Source organism: Acidovorax sp. SUPP2825, from assembly GCF_030158995.1.
Taxonomy (GTDB): Bacteria; Pseudomonadota; Gammaproteobacteria; order Burkholderiales; family Burkholderiaceae_C; genus Paracidovorax.
The window spans coordinates 109,313-127,736 of the sequence record NZ_BQXK01000001.1; the positions used below are offsets into that span (position 1 = coordinate 109,313).

Consider the following 18,424-nt stretch of genomic DNA (forward strand, 5'->3'; position numbering starts at 1 on the left):
AAAGGGCGGAAGGATCAAAGTGCGCGGGTGATCGCGCGGCGGAAATCGTCGATGTGGCGCTGCATCGCGGCGGCGGCGGCATCGGGGTCGTGGCGCTCGAGCGCGGCGAGGATGTCCTGGTGCTCGTCGTGGATGCGCACGCTGTGCCCGGCCTCCGAGAGCGTCAGAAACCAAAAGCGCGCCTGCTGTTCGTGCAGCCGGCGCAGCAGGTCGGCCAGCACGGTGTTGCGGGCGGCGGCCGAGATCGCGCTGTGAAAGCGCAGGTCCAGCGCCATCAGCGCAGGCACGTCGTGTGCGGCCAGGAGCGCCGGGACCTCGCCCAGCAGGTGGCGCATCGCGGCCAGTTCAGCGGGCCGGACCCGCTCGGCCGCCAGGCGAACGCACAGGGTCTCGTTGCAGGCGCGCACCTCGATCATGTCCAGCACCTCGTCCAGCGACAGCGGCGCCACCACGATGCCCTTGCGCGGCAGGATGGTCACGAGCCCTTCCATCTCCAGCCGGTGCAGCGCCTGGTGGATGGGCGTGCGGCCCAGGCCGAGCAGCGTGCCCAGTGCGCCTTCGTTGATCTGCGCGCCGGGTGCCAGCTCGCAGGCAATGATGCGGCGCTTGATGTCGGCGTAGGCCTGCTCGCGTAACTGGGCGCCGCCGCCGGGTGCGGCGGGAGGGGACGGCTGGGGCAGGGCGGGCATCGGGGATGGATAGGTTCGACTAAACTCAAATGATATATCAGTGAAATATCACAGATATCTCTTGGACATGGCCGATTCGTGTCGTCATGGCCGCGCCGCCGGGTGGGATGCTCGCAAAGCGCCATGCCGGCAGGCACCAAGGCTTCTAGAATCCGCCCATGATCTCCCGCGAACCCACCATCGAACGCCTGTCCGTCGCCCGCCGCCTGCTCCTGGAGCCTTTCGGCCTCGACGAAACCCATCTGGCGCGCGCGCTCGCCGACATCCGGGCCCATCAGGTGGACGATGCCGACCTGTATTTCCAATACACGCGCAGCGAGGGGTGGAGCCTGGAAGAAGGCATCGTCAAGACCGGTTCGTTCAGCATCGACCAGGGCGTCGGGGTGCGGGCCGTGAGCGGCGAGAAGACGGCTTTCGCCTATTCCGACGACATCTCCGAGGCCTCCTTGCTCGATGCCGCCCGCACCGTGCGGGCGATTTCGGCGGCCTCGCAGGAAAAGCGGGCGAAGATCTCGCTCAAGAAGATCTCCGCCAGCCGATCGCTCTATCCCGGCACCGATCCCATCGCTTCGCTGGACAGCACGGCCAAGGTGGCGCTGCTGGAAAAGGTGGAGCAACAGGCCCGCGCCAAGGACCCGCGCGTGGCCCAGGTCATGGCTGGCCTGGCCAGCGAATACGACGTGGTGCTGGTGGCGCGCTCCGACGGCACGTTGGCTGCCGACGTGCGCCCGCTGGTGCGCCTGTCGGTCACCGTGATCGCCGAGCAGGCTGGCCGCCGCGAGGTGGGCTCGGCCGGCGGTGGCGGGCGCTTCGGCCTGGCCTATTTCGATGATGCGCAGATCACCCAGTACGTCGACGAGGCCGTGAACGCCGCCCTCGTCAATCTGGAGTCGCGCCCTGCGCCCGCGGGCGAGATGACCGTGGTGCTCGGCCCCGGGTGGCCTGGCGTGCTGCTGCACGAGGCCGTGGGCCATGGGCTGGAGGGCGATTTCAACCGCAAGGGTTCGAGCGCCTTCAGCGGTCGCATCGGCCAGCGCGTGGCGGCCAAGGGCGTGACGGTGCTGGACGACGGCACCCTGGCCGACCGCCGCGGCTCCCTCAACGTGGACGACGAAGGCCACGCCAGCCAGCGCAACGTGCTCATCGAGGACGGCATCCTCAAGGGCTACATCCAGGATTCGATGAACGCGCGCCTGTCGGGCGTGGCGCCCACCGGCAACGGCCGGCGCGAGAGCTACGCGCACATTCCCATGCCGCGCATGACCAACACCTACATGCTGGGCGGCGACAAAGACCCGGCGGAGATCGTGGCGAGCATCAAGCGCGGCCTCTATGCCACCAACTTCGGCGGCGGCCAGGTGGACATCACCAGCGGCAAGTTCGTGTTCTCGGCCAGCGAGGCGTATTGGGTCGAGAACGGCAAGATCCTGTACCCGGTCAAGGGCGCGACCATCGTCGGCAGCGGTCCGGAATCCCTCAAGAAGGTGACGCTCATCGGCAACGACATGGCGCTCGACAGCGGCGTGGGCACGTGCGGCAAGGAAGGCCAGAGCGTGCCGGTCGGCGTGGGCCAGCCCACGCTGCGCATCGACGGCCTGACGGTCGGCGGCACCGCATAAGGCCCCGGGCGGCGGCGGACCTTCCAGGCGTGCACCCACCATGCCTGACCCCTCGTCCAGCCAGCTGCTGAACACCGCACAATCGTTTGGCGATGTGAGCCGGCTGCTGCGCGAAGGCGTGGCCGATGAGGAGTCCCGCCAGTTCCGCGATGCGCTGACGTCGCTGTCCGCGCTCATCGAAGATGCCGCGCACCTGCGCCGCGCCTGCGCCGATCCCTCCGCCATCTTCTGGAGCCTGGAGCACCTGAAGCGCGCCGCGCGCGAGCACCAGTTCTTTCTCACCGGGCTGGGCTCCGCCTGGCATGCGCTTTATGAGCTGGGGGCCTATCAGCAGGCCCTGAAAGACCTGCGCGATGCCATCGAGATCTGGCACCAGGCACTGACCCGCCAAAGCCGCAGCGAGCCGGCCTGCTTCGATGCGTTCGAGCGCCTGGCCTGGCGCACCCTGGGCGAGGCGATGCTGGTCATCGACATGTACGAGCAGGGCGGGGCGATGCTCAGCGAGCCTTCTCCAGAGCCCGCTGCGGCCCGGCGCCGCCCGATGCTGGCGCGCCTTCGCCGCTGGTTGGCGGGGCGCGGGCGATGAAAGCGCGGCACCCCGCTTGTGGCAGCGCTGCAACGCGCCGGGGATGTTGCGGCGCAAAAATCGGTGTTACATTGCCACCGATGCAAGTGCGTAGCGCGTTTTATTTTTGGTTTTACTTCTCTGTCCCAGGCGGATGAGAGGTCAGCGCGCAACCACCCGAGCCCCCCTCCTCTAGAAACCGCCGAAGCTGAAAAGCCCGGCGGTTTTTTGTTTTTCCGCTCCCCCTTTTTTCCGATCCAACCCACGAGGACGCAACCATGACGGCCACTTCCAACCCCACCAGCGATGCCTGGTACCGCGACGTCGAGAAGACCAGCCAGACCGACGACGAACGTATCAAGGACATCACCGTGTTGCCCCCTCCAGAACATCTGATCCGCTTCTTCCCCATCCGGGGAACGGCGGTGGAATCCCTGATCACGCGCACGCGGCGCGGCATCCAGGACATCATGGCGGGCCGGGACGAACGCCTGCTGGTGGTGATCGGCCCCTGCTCCATCCACGACCCGGCCGCCGCGCTGGATTACGCGCGGCGCCTGAAGGCGGTGCGCGAGCAGTACGCCGACACGCTGGAGATCGTGATGCGTGTGTACTTCGAAAAGCCCCGCACCACGGTGGGCTGGAAGGGCCTGATCAACGATCCGTACCTGGACGAGAGCTACCGCATCGACGAAGGCCTGCGCATCGCGCGCCAGCTGCTCATCGACATCAACCGCATGGGCGTGCCGGCCGGCAGCGAGTTCCTGGACGTGATCTCGCCCCAGTACATCGGCGACCTCATCAGCTGGGGCGCCATCGGTGCGCGCACCACCGAAAGCCAGGTGCACCGCGAACTGGCCTCGGGCCTGTCGGCGCCCATCGGCTTCAAGAACGGCACGGACGGCAACATCCGCATCGCCACCGACGCGATCCAGTCCGCCAGCCGCGGTCACCACTTCCTGTCGGTGCACAAGAACGGGCAGGTGGCCATCGTCAACACGCAGGGCAATCCCGACTGCCACGTGATCCTGCGCGGCGGCAAGGCACCGAACTACGACGCGGCCAGCGTCGCCGCGGCCTGCCAGGACCTGGAGGCCGCCAAGCTGCCCGCCACGCTGATGGTGGATTGCAGCCATGCCAACAGCAGCAAGCAGCACGAAAAGCAGCGCGACGTGGCGCGCGAGATCGGCGCGCAGATCGCGGGCGGCTCGCGCTGCGTGTTCGGCGTGATGATCGAGAGCCACCTGACTGCCGGTGCCCAGAAGTTCACGCCGGGCAAGGACCAGCCGGGTGCGCTGGAGTACGGCAAGAGCATCACCGACGCCTGCCTGGGCTGGGACGATTCGCTGTCGGCGCTGGCCGACCTGTCGGCGGCCGTGGCCGCCCGCCGCGCCCGCTGAAAACCAGGGACCGGGGCAGCGGCGTGCGATGTAAGCTCGATGGCCCCGCCGCGGGCATCGGCTTGCGTGGCCGGCCTTGGCCCCACCTCAACCAGGAAAACAATCCATGCGCAGAGAAGTCTCGATCACCCTGGCGCCGGGCCAGGAATTCCGTTTCGACCTGGAAGGCTCGCAGCCTTTGAGCAATGAAGACGCCCGCCGCTGGCTGGACGAGGCGTTCATCAGCCTGGAGTGCGAGCCCCTGCGGGCCAGCGGCAAGGTGCTGCTGGCCGACAAGGTGCTCACGGTGGCACAGGCCGCCGGGGCCCCGCTGCTGGCCGATGCGCAATGGGGCCGGCAGTTCGCCGAGGCTGCCAGCGCCGCACTGGCCCGCCCGATCGTGCGGGTGGATGTCCCGGCCATGGCCGTGACGTATTGAAGAGGGGCGGAGGGTCGCCTTCTGCGCTATCGGCCGAATCGGCCTCCAGCGCATATTCTTCTAGGGCATATTGCTATTATTTTGATAGCGAATCAATGAGCTTGCCGTGGATGCCGCCGAAGCTGCCATTGCTCATGCACACGATGTGATCGCCCGGCCGGGCCGCCTGGGTGATCTGTCCGATCAGCGTGCCGATGTCCGCCGCCGTCCGGGCCTTGTCGCCCAGCGGCGCGAGCACCTGGGCCGCGTCCCAGTCCAGGCCGGCGGTGTGGCAGAACGCCAGGTCGGCCGGCTCCAGCGCCGAGGGCAGCTGCGATTTCATGGTGCCCAGCTTCATGGTGTTGCTGCGCGGCTCGAATGCCGCGAGGATGCGCGCCGCCGGGCCCACGCTGCGGCGCAGGCCGTCCAGCGTGGTGCGCAGGGCGGTCGGGTGGTGGGCGAAGTCGTCGTACACCGCGATGCCGCGCACGGTGCCGCGCAGTTCCATGCGCCGCTTCACGTTCTGGAACCGCGCCAGCGCACGGCCGGCCTCTGCAGGCGCCACGCCCACGTGGTGGGCGGCGGCGATGGCGGCCAGCGCATTCAACTGGTTGTGCACCCCGGTCAGCGCCCATTCCACGTGGGCCACGGTCCGGCCCTGGTGGAGCACATCGAAGGCGTGCGGCTCGCCCTGGGCCGTGAAGTCGCTCACCAGCGCGCCGAAGCTCGCCACCTCGCTCCAGCAGCCGGCATGCAGCACGCGGGCCAGGCTTTCCTCCAGCCCGTTGACCACCACGCGGCCCGACGGCGGCACGGTGCGCACCAGGTGGTGGAACTGCCGCTCGATGGCTGGCAGGTCGTCGAAGATGTCCGCGTGGTCGAATTCCAGGTTGTTCAGCACCGCGGTGCGGGGGCGGTAGTGCACGAACTTGCTGCGCTTGTCGAAGAACGCGGTGTCGTATTCGTCCGCCTCGATCACGAACACGGGCGCATCGCCCGCCACGCCCGGGCCGGCCACCGGACGGCGCGCGGCGCCCAGCCGGGCCGACACGCCGAAATCCAGCGGTACGCCACCCACCAGGAAGCCGGGCTGCAGGCCCGCGCATTCCAGAACCCAGGCCAGCATCGACGTGGTGGTCGTCTTGCCGTGGGTGCCCGCCACGGCCAGCACGTGCCGACCCTGCAGCACGTGCTCGGCAAGCCACTGGGGGCCGCTGGTGTAGGCGGCGCCGGCGTCGAGGATGGTCTCCATCAGGGGGAATTTCGGCGTGCCGTCGGGCAGGCGCGCCCGGCTGACCACGTTGCCGATCACGAACACATCGGGCGCCAGCGCCATCTGGTCCGCGCCGTAGCCTTCGATCAGTTCGATCCCCAAGGCGCGCAACTGGTCGCTCATCGGGGGGTACACGCCGGCGTCGCAGCCGGTGACCTTGTGGCCCGCTTCGCGCGCCAGTGCCGCCAGGCCCCCCATGAACGTGCCGCAGATGCCCAGAATGTGAATATGCATGGGCGCAGATTCTAAGGTTCCAGGTCTGCAAGGCTGCCCCCGCAGATCCCTCTTGCCTCGATTGCTACATTTTCAATAGCAAGGTCCACGATGGGGCGCACCATGCCCCTGCCGGATGCGGGCGTTTTCCCGGGCCGCCTTCTTGCATTGAGGCCACAATGGACCCTTCCCCCCACCCGATCGCCGCCATGCCAAACGCCCTCGCCACCGAGATCGCCAACGCCGCGGCCCGCATGGTCGTCGAAGAAGGCCTGGAATGGGGCCCGGCCAAACGCCGGGCCGTTCGCCAACTGGGCCTGCCCACCCGCACACCGCTGCCCGACAACGATCTGATCGAGGACGCGGTGCGTGAGTACATCGGCCTGTTCTGTGCCGACACCCAGCCCCAGGAATTGCTCGCGCTGCGGCAGCTGGCGCTGATCTGGATGGAGCGCATGGAGACGTTTCGCCCGCACCTGGGCGGAGCGGTGTGGCATGGCACGGCGACCCGGCTGTCCGACATTTATCTGCAGTTGTTCTGCGACGACTGCAAATCCGCCGAGATCGCGCTGATCGACCACCATGTGGACTACGAGCCGCGTACCGTCACCGGCTTCCATGGCGAGTCGGTCGAGGCGTTGAGCCTCTCCAGCCATTCGCCGGTGCTGGGCGAGATGATCGGCGTGCACCTTTTGATCTATGACCTGGATGACCTGCGCGGCGCATTGCGCCCCGATGCGCGGGGCCGGGCACCGCGCGGAGACATTCGCGCCGTGCGCAAGCTGTTGGAAAGCCCTCCCGAATGAATGTGTCACCGCCCTCCGATACGGGCACCCCTATGTCCCCACCCGCCCCCCGCCCGGCCCCCGCGGCCGGGTCCGATGCTGCGCCCCAGGCTTCGCGTCGCAGGCTGATGGCGTATGCCGGCGTGGCCGCCGCCGGGCTGGGCGGCGCAGGGCTGGCGTGGTGGCGGTTCCAGCCGCACGCGGTGCTGTCCGGCGCCGAAGCCGCCCTGTGGGCACAGCAGTTCGAGGCGCCTTCGGGCGGCGAGCCCGTGGCGATGGCGCGTTTTCGCGGCAAGCCGCTGCTGGTGAACTTCTGGGCCACGTGGTGCCCGCCCTGCGTGGACGAGCTGCCGCTTTTGAATGCCTTCTACCGGGAACATGCCGCCAAAGGCTGGCAAGTCGTGGGCTTGGCGATCGACCAGCCCTCGTCCGTGCGGCAGTTCCTGGGGCGCCTGCCGCTGGATTTCCCGGTGGGACTGGCGGGGCTTTCGGGCACCGAACTGGGCCGTTCGCTGGGCAATCTCACCGGAGGCCTGCCTTTCAGCGTGCTGATGGGCGCAGATGGCAGCATCCTGCACCGTAAAATGGGCCAGGTCACCGCGCAAGACCTGACCCAATGGGCTTCCCTGGGATAGCGGTCTGCAATCCACCGCGAAGATCAATGAATTTGCGCCCAAATACCGGCCATAGGTCGAATTTGGGGTAAATTCGCGCCCTATTTTGTTTTTGGCGTTGGAGTTCCCATGGATTTGCGAAAACTCAAGACCTTGATCGACCTCGTGTCCGAGTCGAATGTGTCAGAACTCGAGATCACCGAGGCAGAAGGCAAGGTCCGCATCGTCAAGAGCGGCGGTGCGGTGGTCCAGCAATATGTGGCCGCACCCGCCCAGCAGGCCCCGGCACCCGCGACGGCGGCCGCCCCGGTGGCCGAGTTGCCCGCTCCGGCCGCCCCGACCGGCCACATCGTGAAGTCGCCCATGGTGGGCACGTTCTACCGCGCTTCCAGCCCGGGCGCCAAGTCGTTCGTCGAGGTGGGCAGCCAGGTCAAGGAAGGCGAGACGATCTGCATCATCGAGGCCATGAAGATCCTCAACGAGATCGAGGCCGACAAGTCCGGCACCGTCACCCGCATCCTGGGAGAGAACGGCCAGGCGGTGGAATACGGGCAGCCCCTGTTCGTGATCGAATAAATTGCGCATGTCTTCCTCGGTCCTTGTCGGGCGCGCCGGCCTCGTTGCCGGGCGCCAGGGAACGTCCATGTTTCAGAAAATCCTCGTCGCCGGTGCCGGCCGTCTTGCCCCGGGCAAGGCCACGCCAACCGCACTCGCATGTGCCCGCGCATGGGTGATGAGCCGCGAAGAAACCTATGTTTAAGAAAATCCTCGTTGCCAATCGCGGCGAAATCGCATTGCGCATCCAGCGCGCCTGCCGTGAACTCGGCGTCAAGGCCGTCATGGTGTATTCCGAGGCGGATCGCGATGCCAAGTACGTGAAGCTGGCCGAAGAGGCGGTGTGCATCGGCCCCGCGCCCTCGCCGCTGTCCTACCTCAACATGCCCGCCATCATCTCGGCCGCCGAGGTGACCGATGCGGAGGCCATCCACCCCGGCTACGGCTTCCTGTCCGAGAACGCCGACTTCGCCGAGCGGGTGGAAAAGAGCGGCTTCCAGTTCATCGGCCCCACGCCCGAGTCGATCCGCACCATGGGCGACAAGGTCTCGGCCAAGCAGGCCATGATCCGCGCGGGCGTGCCCTGCGTGCCCGGCTCCGAAGGCGAGTTGCCAGAAGACCCGGTGCAGATCCGCCGCATCGCCAAGGCGGTGGGCTATCCCGTCATCATCAAGGCCGCGGGCGGCGGCGGCGGACGCGGCATGCGCGTGGTGCACACCGAGGCGGCGCTCGTCAACGCGGTGCAGATGACCAAGGCCGAGGCCGGCGCGGCGTTCGGCAATCCGGCCGTGTACATGGAGAAGTTCCTCCAGAACCCGCGCCACATCGAGATCCAGATCCTCGCGGACAAGCACCGCAATGCGGTCTATCTGGGCGAGCGCGACTGCTCCATGCAGCGCCGCCACCAGAAGGTGATCGAGGAGGCGCCGGCGCCCGGCATCCCGCGCAAGCTGATCGAGAAGATCGGCGAGCGTTGCGTGGCCGCCTGCAAGAAGATCGGCTACCGCGGCGCGGGCACGTTCGAGTTCCTGTATGAAAACGGCGAGTTCTACTTCATCGAGATGAACACCCGCGTGCAGGTGGAGCACCCGGTGACCGAATGGATCACGGGCGTGGACATCGTGAAGACGCAGATCATGGTCGCCGCCGGCGAGAAGCTGCCCTTTACCCAGCGCCAGATCGAGATCCGCGGCCACGCCATCGAATGCCGCGTGAACGCCGAGGACCCGTACAAGTTCATCCCCTCGCCAGGCCGCATCACCATGTGGCATGCGCCGGGCGGCCCGGGCGTGCGCGTGGACTCGCACGCCTACACCAACTACTACGTGCCTCCGAACTACGACTCGATGATCGGCAAGATCATCGTGCACGGCGACACGCGCGAGCAGGCGCTGGCCCGCATGCGCACGGCGCTGTCCGAAACCGTGATCGAGGGCATCAACACCAACGTGCCGCTGCACCGCGAGCTGATGGTGGACGCCAAGTTCGTGGCGGGCGGCACCAACATCCATTACCTGGAAGAGTGGCTGTCGCAGCACAAGCGCTGAGATCGCCGCGCGTGGTGGTTTTGCATGCTGGCACCTGGCAACGGGTGCCAGCATTTTCGTTTTCTCCCGGAGGTCTCCCATGTTTGAGCTGAGCCTGATGTGCCCCGAAGACCGGGTCGAGTCCCTGAGCGATGCGCTCGATGCGCTGCAGGCGCTGAGCGTGTCGGTCGAGGATGCCGACGCGCAGACCGATGCCGAGCAGGCGCTGTTCGGCGAGCCCGGCATGCCGCCGCCCAAGGACGGCTGGCAGCGCAGCCGGGTGGTGGCGCTGTTCCAGAACGAAGCCGAAGCGCAGGAGGCGCGGGCCCTGCTGGAGGTGCAGGATTTCTTCGAAGGCTGCCGCGTTCTGGGCGTGGCCACCGTGCCCGAGCAGGACTGGGTGCGCCTCACGCAATCGCAGTTCGCACCGGTGGACATCACGCCGGATTTCTGGATCGTGCCCACCTGGCACGAGCTGCCGGCCCAGGCCACGCGCAGCATCCGGCTCGATCCCGGCCTGGCGTTCGGCACCGGCACGCACCCCACCACGCGCATGTGCCTGCGGTGGATCGCGGCGAACGGCGCGCCGTACGGCGCCAGCGGCAACCCGCTGGGCCGCGTGCTCGACTATGGCTGCGGCTCCGGTATCTTGGCCATCGGCGCCGCCAAGTTCGGTGCGACGGATGTCGATGCCGTGGACATCGATCCGGCGGCCGTGGAGTCCACGCGTTTGAACGCCGAGGCCAACGGTGTGGCACTGAAGGCGGGCTTGCCCGACCAGGCCAGCGGCACCTACCAGACGGTGCTGGCCAACATCCTCGCCACGCCCCTCAAGGTGCTGGCGCCGCTGCTGTGCGCGCATGTGGCGGCCGGAGGCCATCTGGTGCTGGCCGGCATCCTGGAGCGCCAGGCCGACGAGCTGAAAGAGGCCTATGCGCCGTGGCTGCCCCTGGAGGTGGCCGACACGCAGGAGGGCTGGATCCTGATGGTGGCCGCGCGGTGACGGGCAGGGCCGTGCCGCCCTTCGGGCGGGCATGGCGCCCACCTACAATCCCGAGCCGATGAGCCAGATCACACGCTGCCCCGCCTGCGGCACGACCTTCAAGGTCGTCGCGGACCAGTTGCGCATCTCCGATGGGTGGGTGCGGTGCGGGCAGTGCAAGGAGGTCTTCGATGCGGCGGCCCATCTGGTGCGCTCGGCGTCGCAGGACCTGCTGCCGGAGATGGCCATTCCCGACGCTCCGCGCGCGACCGTGCGGCCGCCGGCGCCTGCCGAACGGGCCTGGGGGGCCGGCGCGGCGAGCGTGCCGCAACCCTCTCCAACAGCGCCCGCGCCCGGCGTGCCACGCGGGCCCACCGCCTCTGCGGCCCCGGCACCGCCACATTCTTCGTCCCCTCCAACGCCAGCGCCGACCGCACCGCTGCCGATGGGCGACCCCGCCCTGCCCGCGCCGCTGGAGGTGCCGGAGCCGCCGCTGGTGCCGAGCTACCTCACCGCGCGGCCGCTGGCGTCGCCGGGCGTGGAGCCGCCCGCCGACTGGAGCCTGGAGCCTGCGTCTCCGCTGGTTTGGCGAACCCGCTCAAGCGCGACGGATTCCACTGCTGCGCCGGCCAAGCCCGTTCTACCTCCACTGCCATCGGGATGGGCTTTGCCGGGATCGGTGGCTGCCGCTGAACGGCCCATCGGTGCGGTGCCCGCCGCCCCGACAACCCCGCAGGACGAAGCGGCTGCGGCAGGGCGCGCGCGCAGCGCAACGCCACCCGAGCCAGCGGGCTATGAACTGCCCTTCGCGGAGTTGCGCGATTCGGAATGGCCCGACGATCTGGACGACGGGCCGCTGCTAGCCGCCGCCGATGTGCCGGATGGCCATGGGCGGCAGGCTTCGACCGACGATGCCATCGCCAAGGCGGTGGCCATGGACATGGCCCTGGAAGCCATCGATGCCGACACCGATCCGGTGGCCATCGCCACGCAGGCCGGTGGTGGGCTGGAAGGCGTGGTGGCGTTGCCGGCAGAAGCGGCCATCGCCTCCGCGGCCCAGGCCGGTGCGCAGCCTTCCGTTCACCGCCTGCCACTGCACTCGCCGGCGAAAGACGATGACGAGGACGACGATGCGGTGCATGCCACGGCCGCTGATGAGCCGGGCTTCATGCGCGCCGCGCGCCGCAAGGCCTTCTGGGGCAAGCCGGCGGTGCGCGCCGGCCTGGCCGTGCTGCTGATGGCCCTGGCCGCAGGCCTCGGCCTGCAGCTGGCGGTGCAGGAGCGCGACCGGCTGGCATCGCAGTACCCGGGTGCGCGGCCCGTCCTCCAGGCGCTGTGCGTCCCGCTGCAATGCGCCATCGCCGCCCCGCGCCGCATCACCGAAGTGGTGATCGACAGCTCGTCCTTCAACAAGGGACGGGGCGACTCGTACCAGCTGGCCTTGTCCATCAAGAGCCGTGCCGGCTTTGCCGTGGCCATGCCGTCGGTGGAGCTCACGCTGACCGACACGCAGGACCGGCCGGTGCTGCGCCGCGTGCTGCAGCCCCAGGACCTGGGGGCGCCCGCGGAGATCGCGCCCGGCGGCGAATGGAGCGGCACCTTGCCCATGGTGGTGGCCACGGGCGGCGCGCGCGTCTCCGGCTACCGTGTTCTGGCTTTCTATCCCTGATCTTCGGATCTTTTCTTCTTCACCGGATTTGTTATGGCTGCCTTGATTTGCGGTTCCCTGGCGTTCGACACCATCATGACTTTCGAGGGCCGCTTCGCCGAGCAGATACTGCCGGACCAGTTGCACATCCTGAACGTCTCGTTCCTCGTGCCTTCCCTGCGCCGCGACTTCGGCGGCTGCGCCGGCAACATCGCCTACAGCCTGAAGCTGCTGGGCGGCGATCCGGTGCCCATGGCCATGCTGGGCAGCGACGGCGCCGGCTATCAGGAGCGCCTGCGCAGCCTGGCCATCGACACGCGCCACGTGGGGCAGGTGGATGACCTCTACACGGCCCAGGCGATGATCATGACCGACCGCGACAACAACCAGATCACGGCCTTCCACCCCGGCGCCATGATGCAGGCCCACCGCTCGCGCATCGTGGCCGAGCCCGACGTGCGCCTGGCCATCATCGCGCCCGATGGCCGCGATGCCATGCTGCAGCACGCCGCGCAACTGGTCGAGGCGGGCATTCCGTTCGTGTTCGATCCGGGCCAGGGCCTGCCCATGTTCAACGGCCAGGAACTGGCGCAATTCATCGATCAGGCCACGTGGATCACCGTGAACGACTACGAAGGCCGCATGCTGTGCGAGCGCACGGGCTGGAGCCTGCAGGACATCTCCCGCAAGGTGCGCGGCCTTGTCGTCACGCTGGGCGCCGAGGGCTGCGACGTCTGGGAGAACGGCGAGCGCACCAACGTGCCGGTCGCGGCGCCGGCCGAGGTGGTGGACCCCACCGGCTGCGGTGACGCCTGGCGGGGCGCGCTGCTTTTCGGGCTGGAGCGGGACTGGCCCCTGGTGCGCTGTGCCGCGCTGGGTAACCGCATGGGCGCGCTCAAGATCGCGCAGCGCGGGCCGCAGAACTACGTGCTCGACTTCCACCCCGAGTAAGCCGAGAGGCACAGGCCTGCCGCCGCACGCTGCGCGCGCGACGCAGGCATAAAAAAACCCGGTGCAGGGCACCGGGTTGGCGGGACTTCCCGTGGACGTGGGCCTTACGGCTTGCCACCCGTAGGGAAGGGCCAGGCGGCCTGGGGGTTCAGCGTGGTCTGGGCTGCAGGCGCGGGCGCAGGGGCCTTGGCGGCTTTCTTGGGCGCGGCGGCCTTCTTGGCGGCCGGTGCTGCGGCAGGCTTCTTGGCAGCAGGTGCGGCCGAGGTCTTCTTCGCCGACGTCACGGCCTTCTTGGTCGCGGTCGCTGGCTTGGCGCTGGCCTTCTTGGCCGCTGGTGCAGCCGCCTTCTTGGCCGGTGCAGCCGACTTCTTCACGGCCGTTGCCTTCTTCGCTGGCGCTGCGGCTTTCTTGGCCGGAGCAGCGGCCTTCTTGGCCGGCGCTGCTGCCTTCTTCGCAGCCGTCACCTTCTTGGCGGGGGCGGCGGCCTTCTTGGCGGGCGCTGCCTTCTTCGCTGGAGCGGCGGCCTTCTTGGCCGGTGCTGCTGCCTTCTTCGCAGCCGTTACCTTCTTGGCGGGGGCCGCGGCCTTCTTGGCGGGCGCTGCCTTCTTCGCCGGAGCGGCGGCCTTCTTCGCTACCACAGCCTTCTTGGCGGGGGCGGCGGCTTTCTTCGCGGGTGCTGCCTTCTTGGCGGCGGTCTTTTTCGCAGTTGCCATCATTTTCTCCTTGGGTCAATTTGCAAAGAGCACTCCACGCCTGCATTGGACATGGAGCGATCCATGGCGATGGGACGAGTCCCATCGCCATGAACACGGGAACGCCCCGCACGGCAGGGCTTTGCAGCGCTGCCGGTCTGGGACGTGGAATGAAAATGCATGGCCTGGAATGTGTCGGGAGGTCAATCCCAGGACAGTGCACCGCCGGACTGGTACTCGATGACGCGGGTCTCGAAGAAGTTGCGCTCCTTCTTGAGGTCGATCATCTCGCTCATCCAGGGGAAGGGGTTTTCTTCGTTGGGGAACAGCGCCTCCAGGCCGATCTGCGTGGCGCGGCGGTTGGCGATGTAGCGCAGGTAGCCCTTGAACATGGAGGCGTTCATGCCCAGCACGCCGCGTGGCATGGTGTCTTCGGCGTATTGGTACTCGAGCTCGACGGCCTTCATGAACAGGCCGTTGATCTCTTCCTTGAACTCCGCGGTCCACAGGTGCGGGTTCTCCAGCTTGAGCTGGTTGATCAGGTCGATGCCGAAGTTGCAGTGCATCGATTCGTCGCGCAGGATGTACTGGTACTGCTCGGCGGCACCGGTCATCTTGTTCTGGCGGCCGAGCGCGAGGATCTGCGTGAAGCCGACGTAGAAGAACAGGCCTTCCATCAGGCAGGCGAACACGATCAGCGACTTGAGCAGCGTCTGGTCGGTCTCGGGCGTGCCGGTCTTGAAGTTGGGGTCCATGATCGCCTCGATGAAGGGGATCAGGAACTCGTCCTTGTTGCGGATGGAGGCGACTTCGTTGTACGCGTTGAAGATCTCGCTCTCGTCGAGGCCGAGCGATTCGACGATGTACTGGTAGGCGTGCGTGTGGATCGCTTCCTCGAAGGCCTGGCGCAGCAGGAACTGGCGGCACTCGGGCGCGGTGATGTGGCGGTACGTGCCCAGCACGATGTTGTTGGCGGCCAGCGAATCGGCGGTCACGAAGAAGCCGAGGTTGCGCTTGATGATGCGGCGCTCGTCTTCGGTCAGGCCGTTCGGGTCTTTCCACAACGCGATGTCGCGCGTCATGTTCACCTCTTGCGGCATCCAGTGGTTGGCGCAGGTGGCGAGGTATTTTTCCCAGGCCCACTTGTACTTGAAGGGCACCAGCTGATTGACGTCGGTCTGGCCGTTGATGATGCGCTTGTCTGCGGCATTCACGCGGCGATGCACGGTGTCGGCGGGCGGGGCAGAGGGGGTGGGCGTGCTGCCGGTGGGCAGGCTTTCGGCGGGTGCCGCAGCGGCTTGCGAAAGCGCGGACGGCGACTCCGCCGGGCGGTTGTTTTGCAGACCGCCGTCCAAGAGTTTCTGCGATGAGGGCTTGACTTCTTCGTCCCAGGTCAGCATAGGTTTTCCAATGGTCGGATTATGAAAGCAGCGCTGCAAAATTAAAAGCGCTGGAGCGTGATGCAGCCATGTTTTTGTTGCTTCACTGCACATGCGCGGCACCCTGATCGATCAGGGTGCCGCGCATGGCGTGCGCATCACTGGCAGGCTTCGCAGGTCGGGTCGTCGATCGCGCAGAACTTCACGTCGGTCGCGGGCAATGCCGCGGCCTGTGCCTGTGCTGCGGCCGCAGCGGCTTCGAGCGCGCTGGGCTTGGATGCTGCCTGTGCGCCGCCGCCGTCGGTGCCCGACGACACGGCGTTGAGCTGGCGCGTGTTCACGGTGCTCATCTCGACGTGCGTGGCGCTTTGCGTGCGCAGGTAATACGTGGTCTTGAGGCCGCGCACCCAGGCGAGCTTGTAGGTGTCGTCGAGCTTCTTGCCCGATGCGCCCGCCATGTAGATGTTCAGGCTCTGCGCCTGGTCGATCCATTTCTGGCGGCGCGATGCGGCCTCGACGAGCCACGACGGCTCGACCTCGAAGGCCGTGGAGTACAGCGCCTTGACGTCCTGCGGCACGCGGTCGATGGAGTGCAGCGAACCCTTGAAGTGCTTGAGGTCCATGACCATCACGTCGTCCCAAAGGCCCAGGCGCTTGAGGTCGCGCACCAGGTAGCCGTTGATGACGGTGAACTCGCCCGACAGGTTCGACTTGACCGAGAGGTTGCCGAACGAGGGCTCGATGGACGCATCGACACCGACGATGTTGGAGATGGTGGCGGTGGGCGCGATGGCTACGCAGTTGGAGTTGCGCATGCCGTCCTGCGCGATCTTCTTGCGCAGCGCATCCCAGTCCAGCGAGGACGAGCGGTCCACTTCCACGAAGCCGCCGCGGGCCTTCTCCAGCAGCTCGAGCGTGTCGAACGGCAGGATGCCGCGGTCCCACAGCGAGCCCTTGTAGCTTTCGTAGTGGCCGCGTTCCTTGGCCAGGTCGGTCGAAGCCCAGTAGGCGTAGTAGCAGATGGCTTCCATGGATCGATCGGCGAACTCGACCGCGGCCTGCGATGCGTAGGGAATGCGCAGTTCGTACAGGCTGTCCTGGAAGGCCATGATGCCCAGGCCCACGGGGCGGTGGCGCATGTTGGAGGCGCGGGCCTTTTCGACGGCGTAGTAGTTGATGTCGATCACGTTGTCGAGCATGCGCATGGCCGTGGAGATGGTCTTGCGCAGCTTGACGTGGTCGAGCTCGCGGCCGCTCGGGCCGTCCTTCAGATGGCGCAGCAGGTTGACCGAGCCGAGGTTGCAGACCGCGGTTTCGGTGTCGCTGGTGTTCAGCGTGATCTCGGTGCACAGGTTGGACGAGTGCACCACGCCGGCGTGCTGCTGGGGCGAGCGCACGTTGCAGGCATCCTTGAACGTGATCCAGGGGTGGCCGGTTTCGAACAGCATGGTGAGGATCTTGCGCCACAGGTCGGTCGCCTGCAGCGTGCGCGAGGGCTTGATCTCGCCGCGCGCGGCCTTCTCTTCATAGGCCACATAGGCCTTTTCGAAGTCGGTGCCGAACAGGTCGTGCAGGTCGGGAACGTTGGAGGGCGAGAACAGGGTCCAGGTGCCCTTCTCCATCACGCGGCGCATGAACAGGTCGGGAATCCAGTTGGCCGTGTTCATGTCGTGCGTGCGGCGGCGGTCGTCGCCGGTGTTCTTGCGCAGCTCCAGGAACTCCTCGATGTCCAGATGCCAGGTTTCGAGGTACGTGCAGACGGCGCCCTTGCGCTTGCCGCCCTGGTTCACGGCCACGGCGGTGTCGTTCACCACCTTGAGGAACGGCACCACGCCTTGCGATTCGCCGTTGGTGCCCTTGATGTGCGAGCCCAGTGCGCGCACGCGGGTCCAGTCGTTGCCCAGGCCACCGGCGAACTTGGACAGCAGCGCGTTTTCCTTGATCGACTCGTAGATGCCGTCCAGGTCGTCGGGCACGGTGGTCAGGTAGCACGACGACAGCTGCGAGCGCAGCGTGCCGCTGTTGAACAGCGTGGGGGTGCTGGACATGAAGTCGAACGACGAGAGCACCTCGTAGAACTCAATGGCGCGCGCTTCGCGGTTGTCTTCCTTGAGCGCCAGGCCCATGGCCACGCGCATGAAGAACGCCTGGGGCAGTTCGATGCGGCTCTTGCGCACGTGCAGGAAGTAGCGGTCGTACAGCGTCTGCAGGCCCAGGTAGTCGAACTGCTGGTCGCGCTCGAACTTCAGTGCGGCGCCGAGCTTTTGCAGGTCGTACTCGAGCAGGCGGGGGTCCAGCAGGTCGTTGTCCACGCCCTTCTGGATGAACACGGGGAAGTAGTTCGCGTAGGCGGCGCCCATTTCGCCGGGCGCCACGTCGCGGCCCAGCACCTCGCGCACGATGGTGTGCAGCAGCAGGCGCGCGGTGGCGTAGGTGTAGTCGGGGTCTTTCTCGATCAGGGTGCGGGCGGCCAGGATGGAGGCCTTGTACACCTCGTCCATGGGCACGCCGTCGTACAGGTTGCGCATGGTTTCGGCCACGATGGGCGCGGCCTGGATGTCGGCGCCCAGGTTGGAGCAGGCGGCCTGGATGAGGCTCAGCATGCGCGCTTCATCGAGGGGCACGCGCTGGCCATGGTCAATCACGTGCAGGGTGGGCACGGCGGGGGTGCGCTGCTCCTGCTGGTGGGCGCGCTCCTGCGAGCGGCGCTCGCGGTACAGCACATAGGCGCGCGCGACCTCGTGGTGGCCGCCGCGCATCAGGCCCAGCTCGACCTGGTCCTGTACGTCCTCGATGTGGAACGTGCCGCCGCCCGGGCGCGAGCGCATGAGGGCGCGCACCACGTTCTGGGTCAGCGTGTCCACGACTTCGCGCACGCTGGCCGAAGCGGCACCCTGGGTGCCGTGCACGGCGAGAAACGCCTTCATCAGGGCCACTGCGATCTTCTGCGGTTCGAACGGCACCACCGCGCCGTTGCGGCGAATGATCTGGTAGTGCGTCAGCAGGTCGCTGCCGGGCTGCGCCGCCGGCGATTCGTCTGCGGCAGTGGGGGTCTGCCCCGTAGCGTTGGTGGTGGATGAAGGGTTTAGCGCAGCTTGCATGAAAGGTCCTTTGGGAGCTGTCGGAAAAGGCGGAT

General features: G+C 67.4%; 17 protein-coding genes. 12 read left to right on the top strand and 5 right to left on the bottom strand.

Annotated elements, in window-relative coordinates; translation table 11 throughout:
- Positions 1-14: 14 nt before the first annotated feature.
- Complete coding sequence (locus tag AVAK2825_RS00500) at positions 15-689, bottom strand: GntR family transcriptional regulator (protein ID WP_284393078.1); 675 nt, start codon at positions 687-689, stop codon at positions 15-17.
- A gap of 158 nt (positions 690-847) precedes the next feature.
- Between AVAK2825_RS00500 and tldD the strand changes: the two genes are divergently transcribed.
- The 4 genes from tldD to AVAK2825_RS00520 all read left to right on the top strand — a co-directional run bounded on the left by tldD (position 848) and on the right by AVAK2825_RS00520 (position 4,691).
- Complete coding sequence (gene tldD / locus AVAK2825_RS00505; protein WP_272567255.1) at positions 848-2,308, top strand: metalloprotease TldD; 1,461 nt, start codon at positions 848-850, stop codon at positions 2,306-2,308.
- Positions 2,309-2,348: 40 nt separating this feature from the next.
- Complete coding sequence (locus AVAK2825_RS00510) at positions 2,349-2,894, top strand: hypothetical protein (RefSeq protein ID WP_272567257.1); 546 nt, start codon at positions 2,349-2,351, stop codon at positions 2,892-2,894.
- 257 nt (positions 2,895-3,151) lie between these two features.
- Positions 3,152-4,273 carry a 3-deoxy-7-phosphoheptulonate synthase gene (locus AVAK2825_RS00515; protein ID WP_284393081.1) on the top strand — a complete coding sequence of 374 codons (1,122 nt, stop codon included), beginning with the start codon at positions 3,152-3,154 and terminating at the stop codon, positions 4,271-4,273.
- A 106-nt stretch (positions 4,274-4,379) separates the two neighbouring features.
- On the top strand, positions 4,380-4,691 hold the full coding sequence (locus tag AVAK2825_RS00520; RefSeq protein WP_284393083.1) for a hypothetical protein: 312 nt from the start codon (positions 4,380-4,382) through the stop codon (positions 4,689-4,691).
- 76 nt (positions 4,692-4,767) lie between these two features.
- Here AVAK2825_RS00520 and mpl read toward each other — a convergent pair whose 3' ends face one another.
- Positions 4,768-6,177 carry a UDP-N-acetylmuramate:L-alanyl-gamma-D-glutamyl-meso-diaminopimelate ligase gene (gene mpl, locus AVAK2825_RS00525; protein ID WP_284393085.1) on the bottom strand — a complete coding sequence of 470 codons (1,410 nt, stop codon included), beginning with the start codon at positions 6,175-6,177 and terminating at the stop codon, positions 4,768-4,770.
- Positions 6,178-6,365: 188 nt separating this feature from the next.
- Here mpl and AVAK2825_RS00530 point away from each other — a divergent pair, with 188 nt between their 5' ends.
- The 8 genes from AVAK2825_RS00530 (at position 6,366) to AVAK2825_RS00565 (ending at position 13,217) form a co-directional block, all read left to right on the top strand.
- Positions 6,366-6,962 (top strand): hypothetical protein, encoded by a 597-nt coding sequence (locus tag AVAK2825_RS00530; protein ID WP_272567267.1) that lies wholly within the window; start codon positions 6,366-6,368, stop codon positions 6,960-6,962.
- Positions 6,963-6,994: 32 nt separating this feature from the next.
- Positions 6,995-7,576, top strand: coding sequence for a TlpA disulfide reductase family protein (locus tag AVAK2825_RS00535; protein ID WP_284393088.1), 582 nt, complete (start codon positions 6,995-6,997; stop codon positions 7,574-7,576).
- Between the two features lie 108 nt (positions 7,577-7,684).
- Positions 7,685-8,131: an acetyl-CoA carboxylase biotin carboxyl carrier protein gene (gene accB / locus AVAK2825_RS00540; protein WP_284393090.1), complete on the top strand. Its 447-nt coding sequence runs from the start codon at positions 7,685-7,687 to the stop codon at positions 8,129-8,131.
- Between the two features lie 7 nt (positions 8,132-8,138).
- On the top strand, positions 8,139-8,315 hold the full coding sequence (locus AVAK2825_RS00545; RefSeq protein WP_272567275.1) for a hypothetical protein: 177 nt from the start codon (positions 8,139-8,141) through the stop codon (positions 8,313-8,315).
- Positions 8,308-9,657: an acetyl-CoA carboxylase biotin carboxylase subunit gene (accC, locus tag AVAK2825_RS00550; protein ID WP_284393093.1), complete on the top strand. Its 1,350-nt coding sequence runs from the start codon at positions 8,308-8,310 to the stop codon at positions 9,655-9,657. Before AVAK2825_RS00545 ends, accC begins: the two co-directional genes overlap by 8 nt.
- A 79-nt stretch (positions 9,658-9,736) precedes the next feature.
- Positions 9,737-10,639 carry a 50S ribosomal protein L11 methyltransferase gene (gene prmA / locus AVAK2825_RS00555; RefSeq protein ID WP_284393095.1) on the top strand — a complete coding sequence of 301 codons (903 nt, stop codon included), beginning with the start codon at positions 9,737-9,739 and terminating at the stop codon, positions 10,637-10,639.
- Positions 10,640-10,697: 58 nt separating this feature from the next.
- Positions 10,698-12,287: a DUF3426 domain-containing protein gene (locus tag AVAK2825_RS00560; protein ID WP_284393097.1), complete on the top strand. Its 1,590-nt coding sequence runs from the start codon at positions 10,698-10,700 to the stop codon at positions 12,285-12,287.
- A 33-nt stretch (positions 12,288-12,320) separates the two neighbouring features.
- Complete coding sequence (locus tag AVAK2825_RS00565) at positions 12,321-13,217, top strand: carbohydrate kinase family protein (protein ID WP_272567283.1); 897 nt, start codon at positions 12,321-12,323, stop codon at positions 13,215-13,217.
- A gap of 104 nt (positions 13,218-13,321) precedes the next feature.
- Here the strand turns inward: AVAK2825_RS00565 and AVAK2825_RS00570 are convergent, their stop codons facing one another.
- The 3 genes from AVAK2825_RS00570 to AVAK2825_RS00580 form a co-directional block, all read right to left on the bottom strand.
- Positions 13,322-13,930, bottom strand: coding sequence for a histone (locus AVAK2825_RS00570; protein ID WP_284393101.1), 609 nt, complete (start codon positions 13,928-13,930; stop codon positions 13,322-13,324).
- 182 nt (positions 13,931-14,112) lie between these two features.
- Positions 14,113-15,309, bottom strand: coding sequence for a ribonucleotide-diphosphate reductase subunit beta (locus AVAK2825_RS00575; protein ID WP_284393103.1), 1,197 nt, complete (start codon positions 15,307-15,309; stop codon positions 14,113-14,115).
- A 137-nt stretch (positions 15,310-15,446) separates the two neighbouring features.
- A complete protein-coding gene (locus AVAK2825_RS00580) occupies positions 15,447-18,389 on the bottom strand; it encodes a ribonucleoside-diphosphate reductase subunit alpha (protein ID WP_284393105.1) in 2,943 nt (980 codons plus the stop codon).
- Between the last annotated feature and the right edge of the window lie 35 nt (positions 18,390-18,424).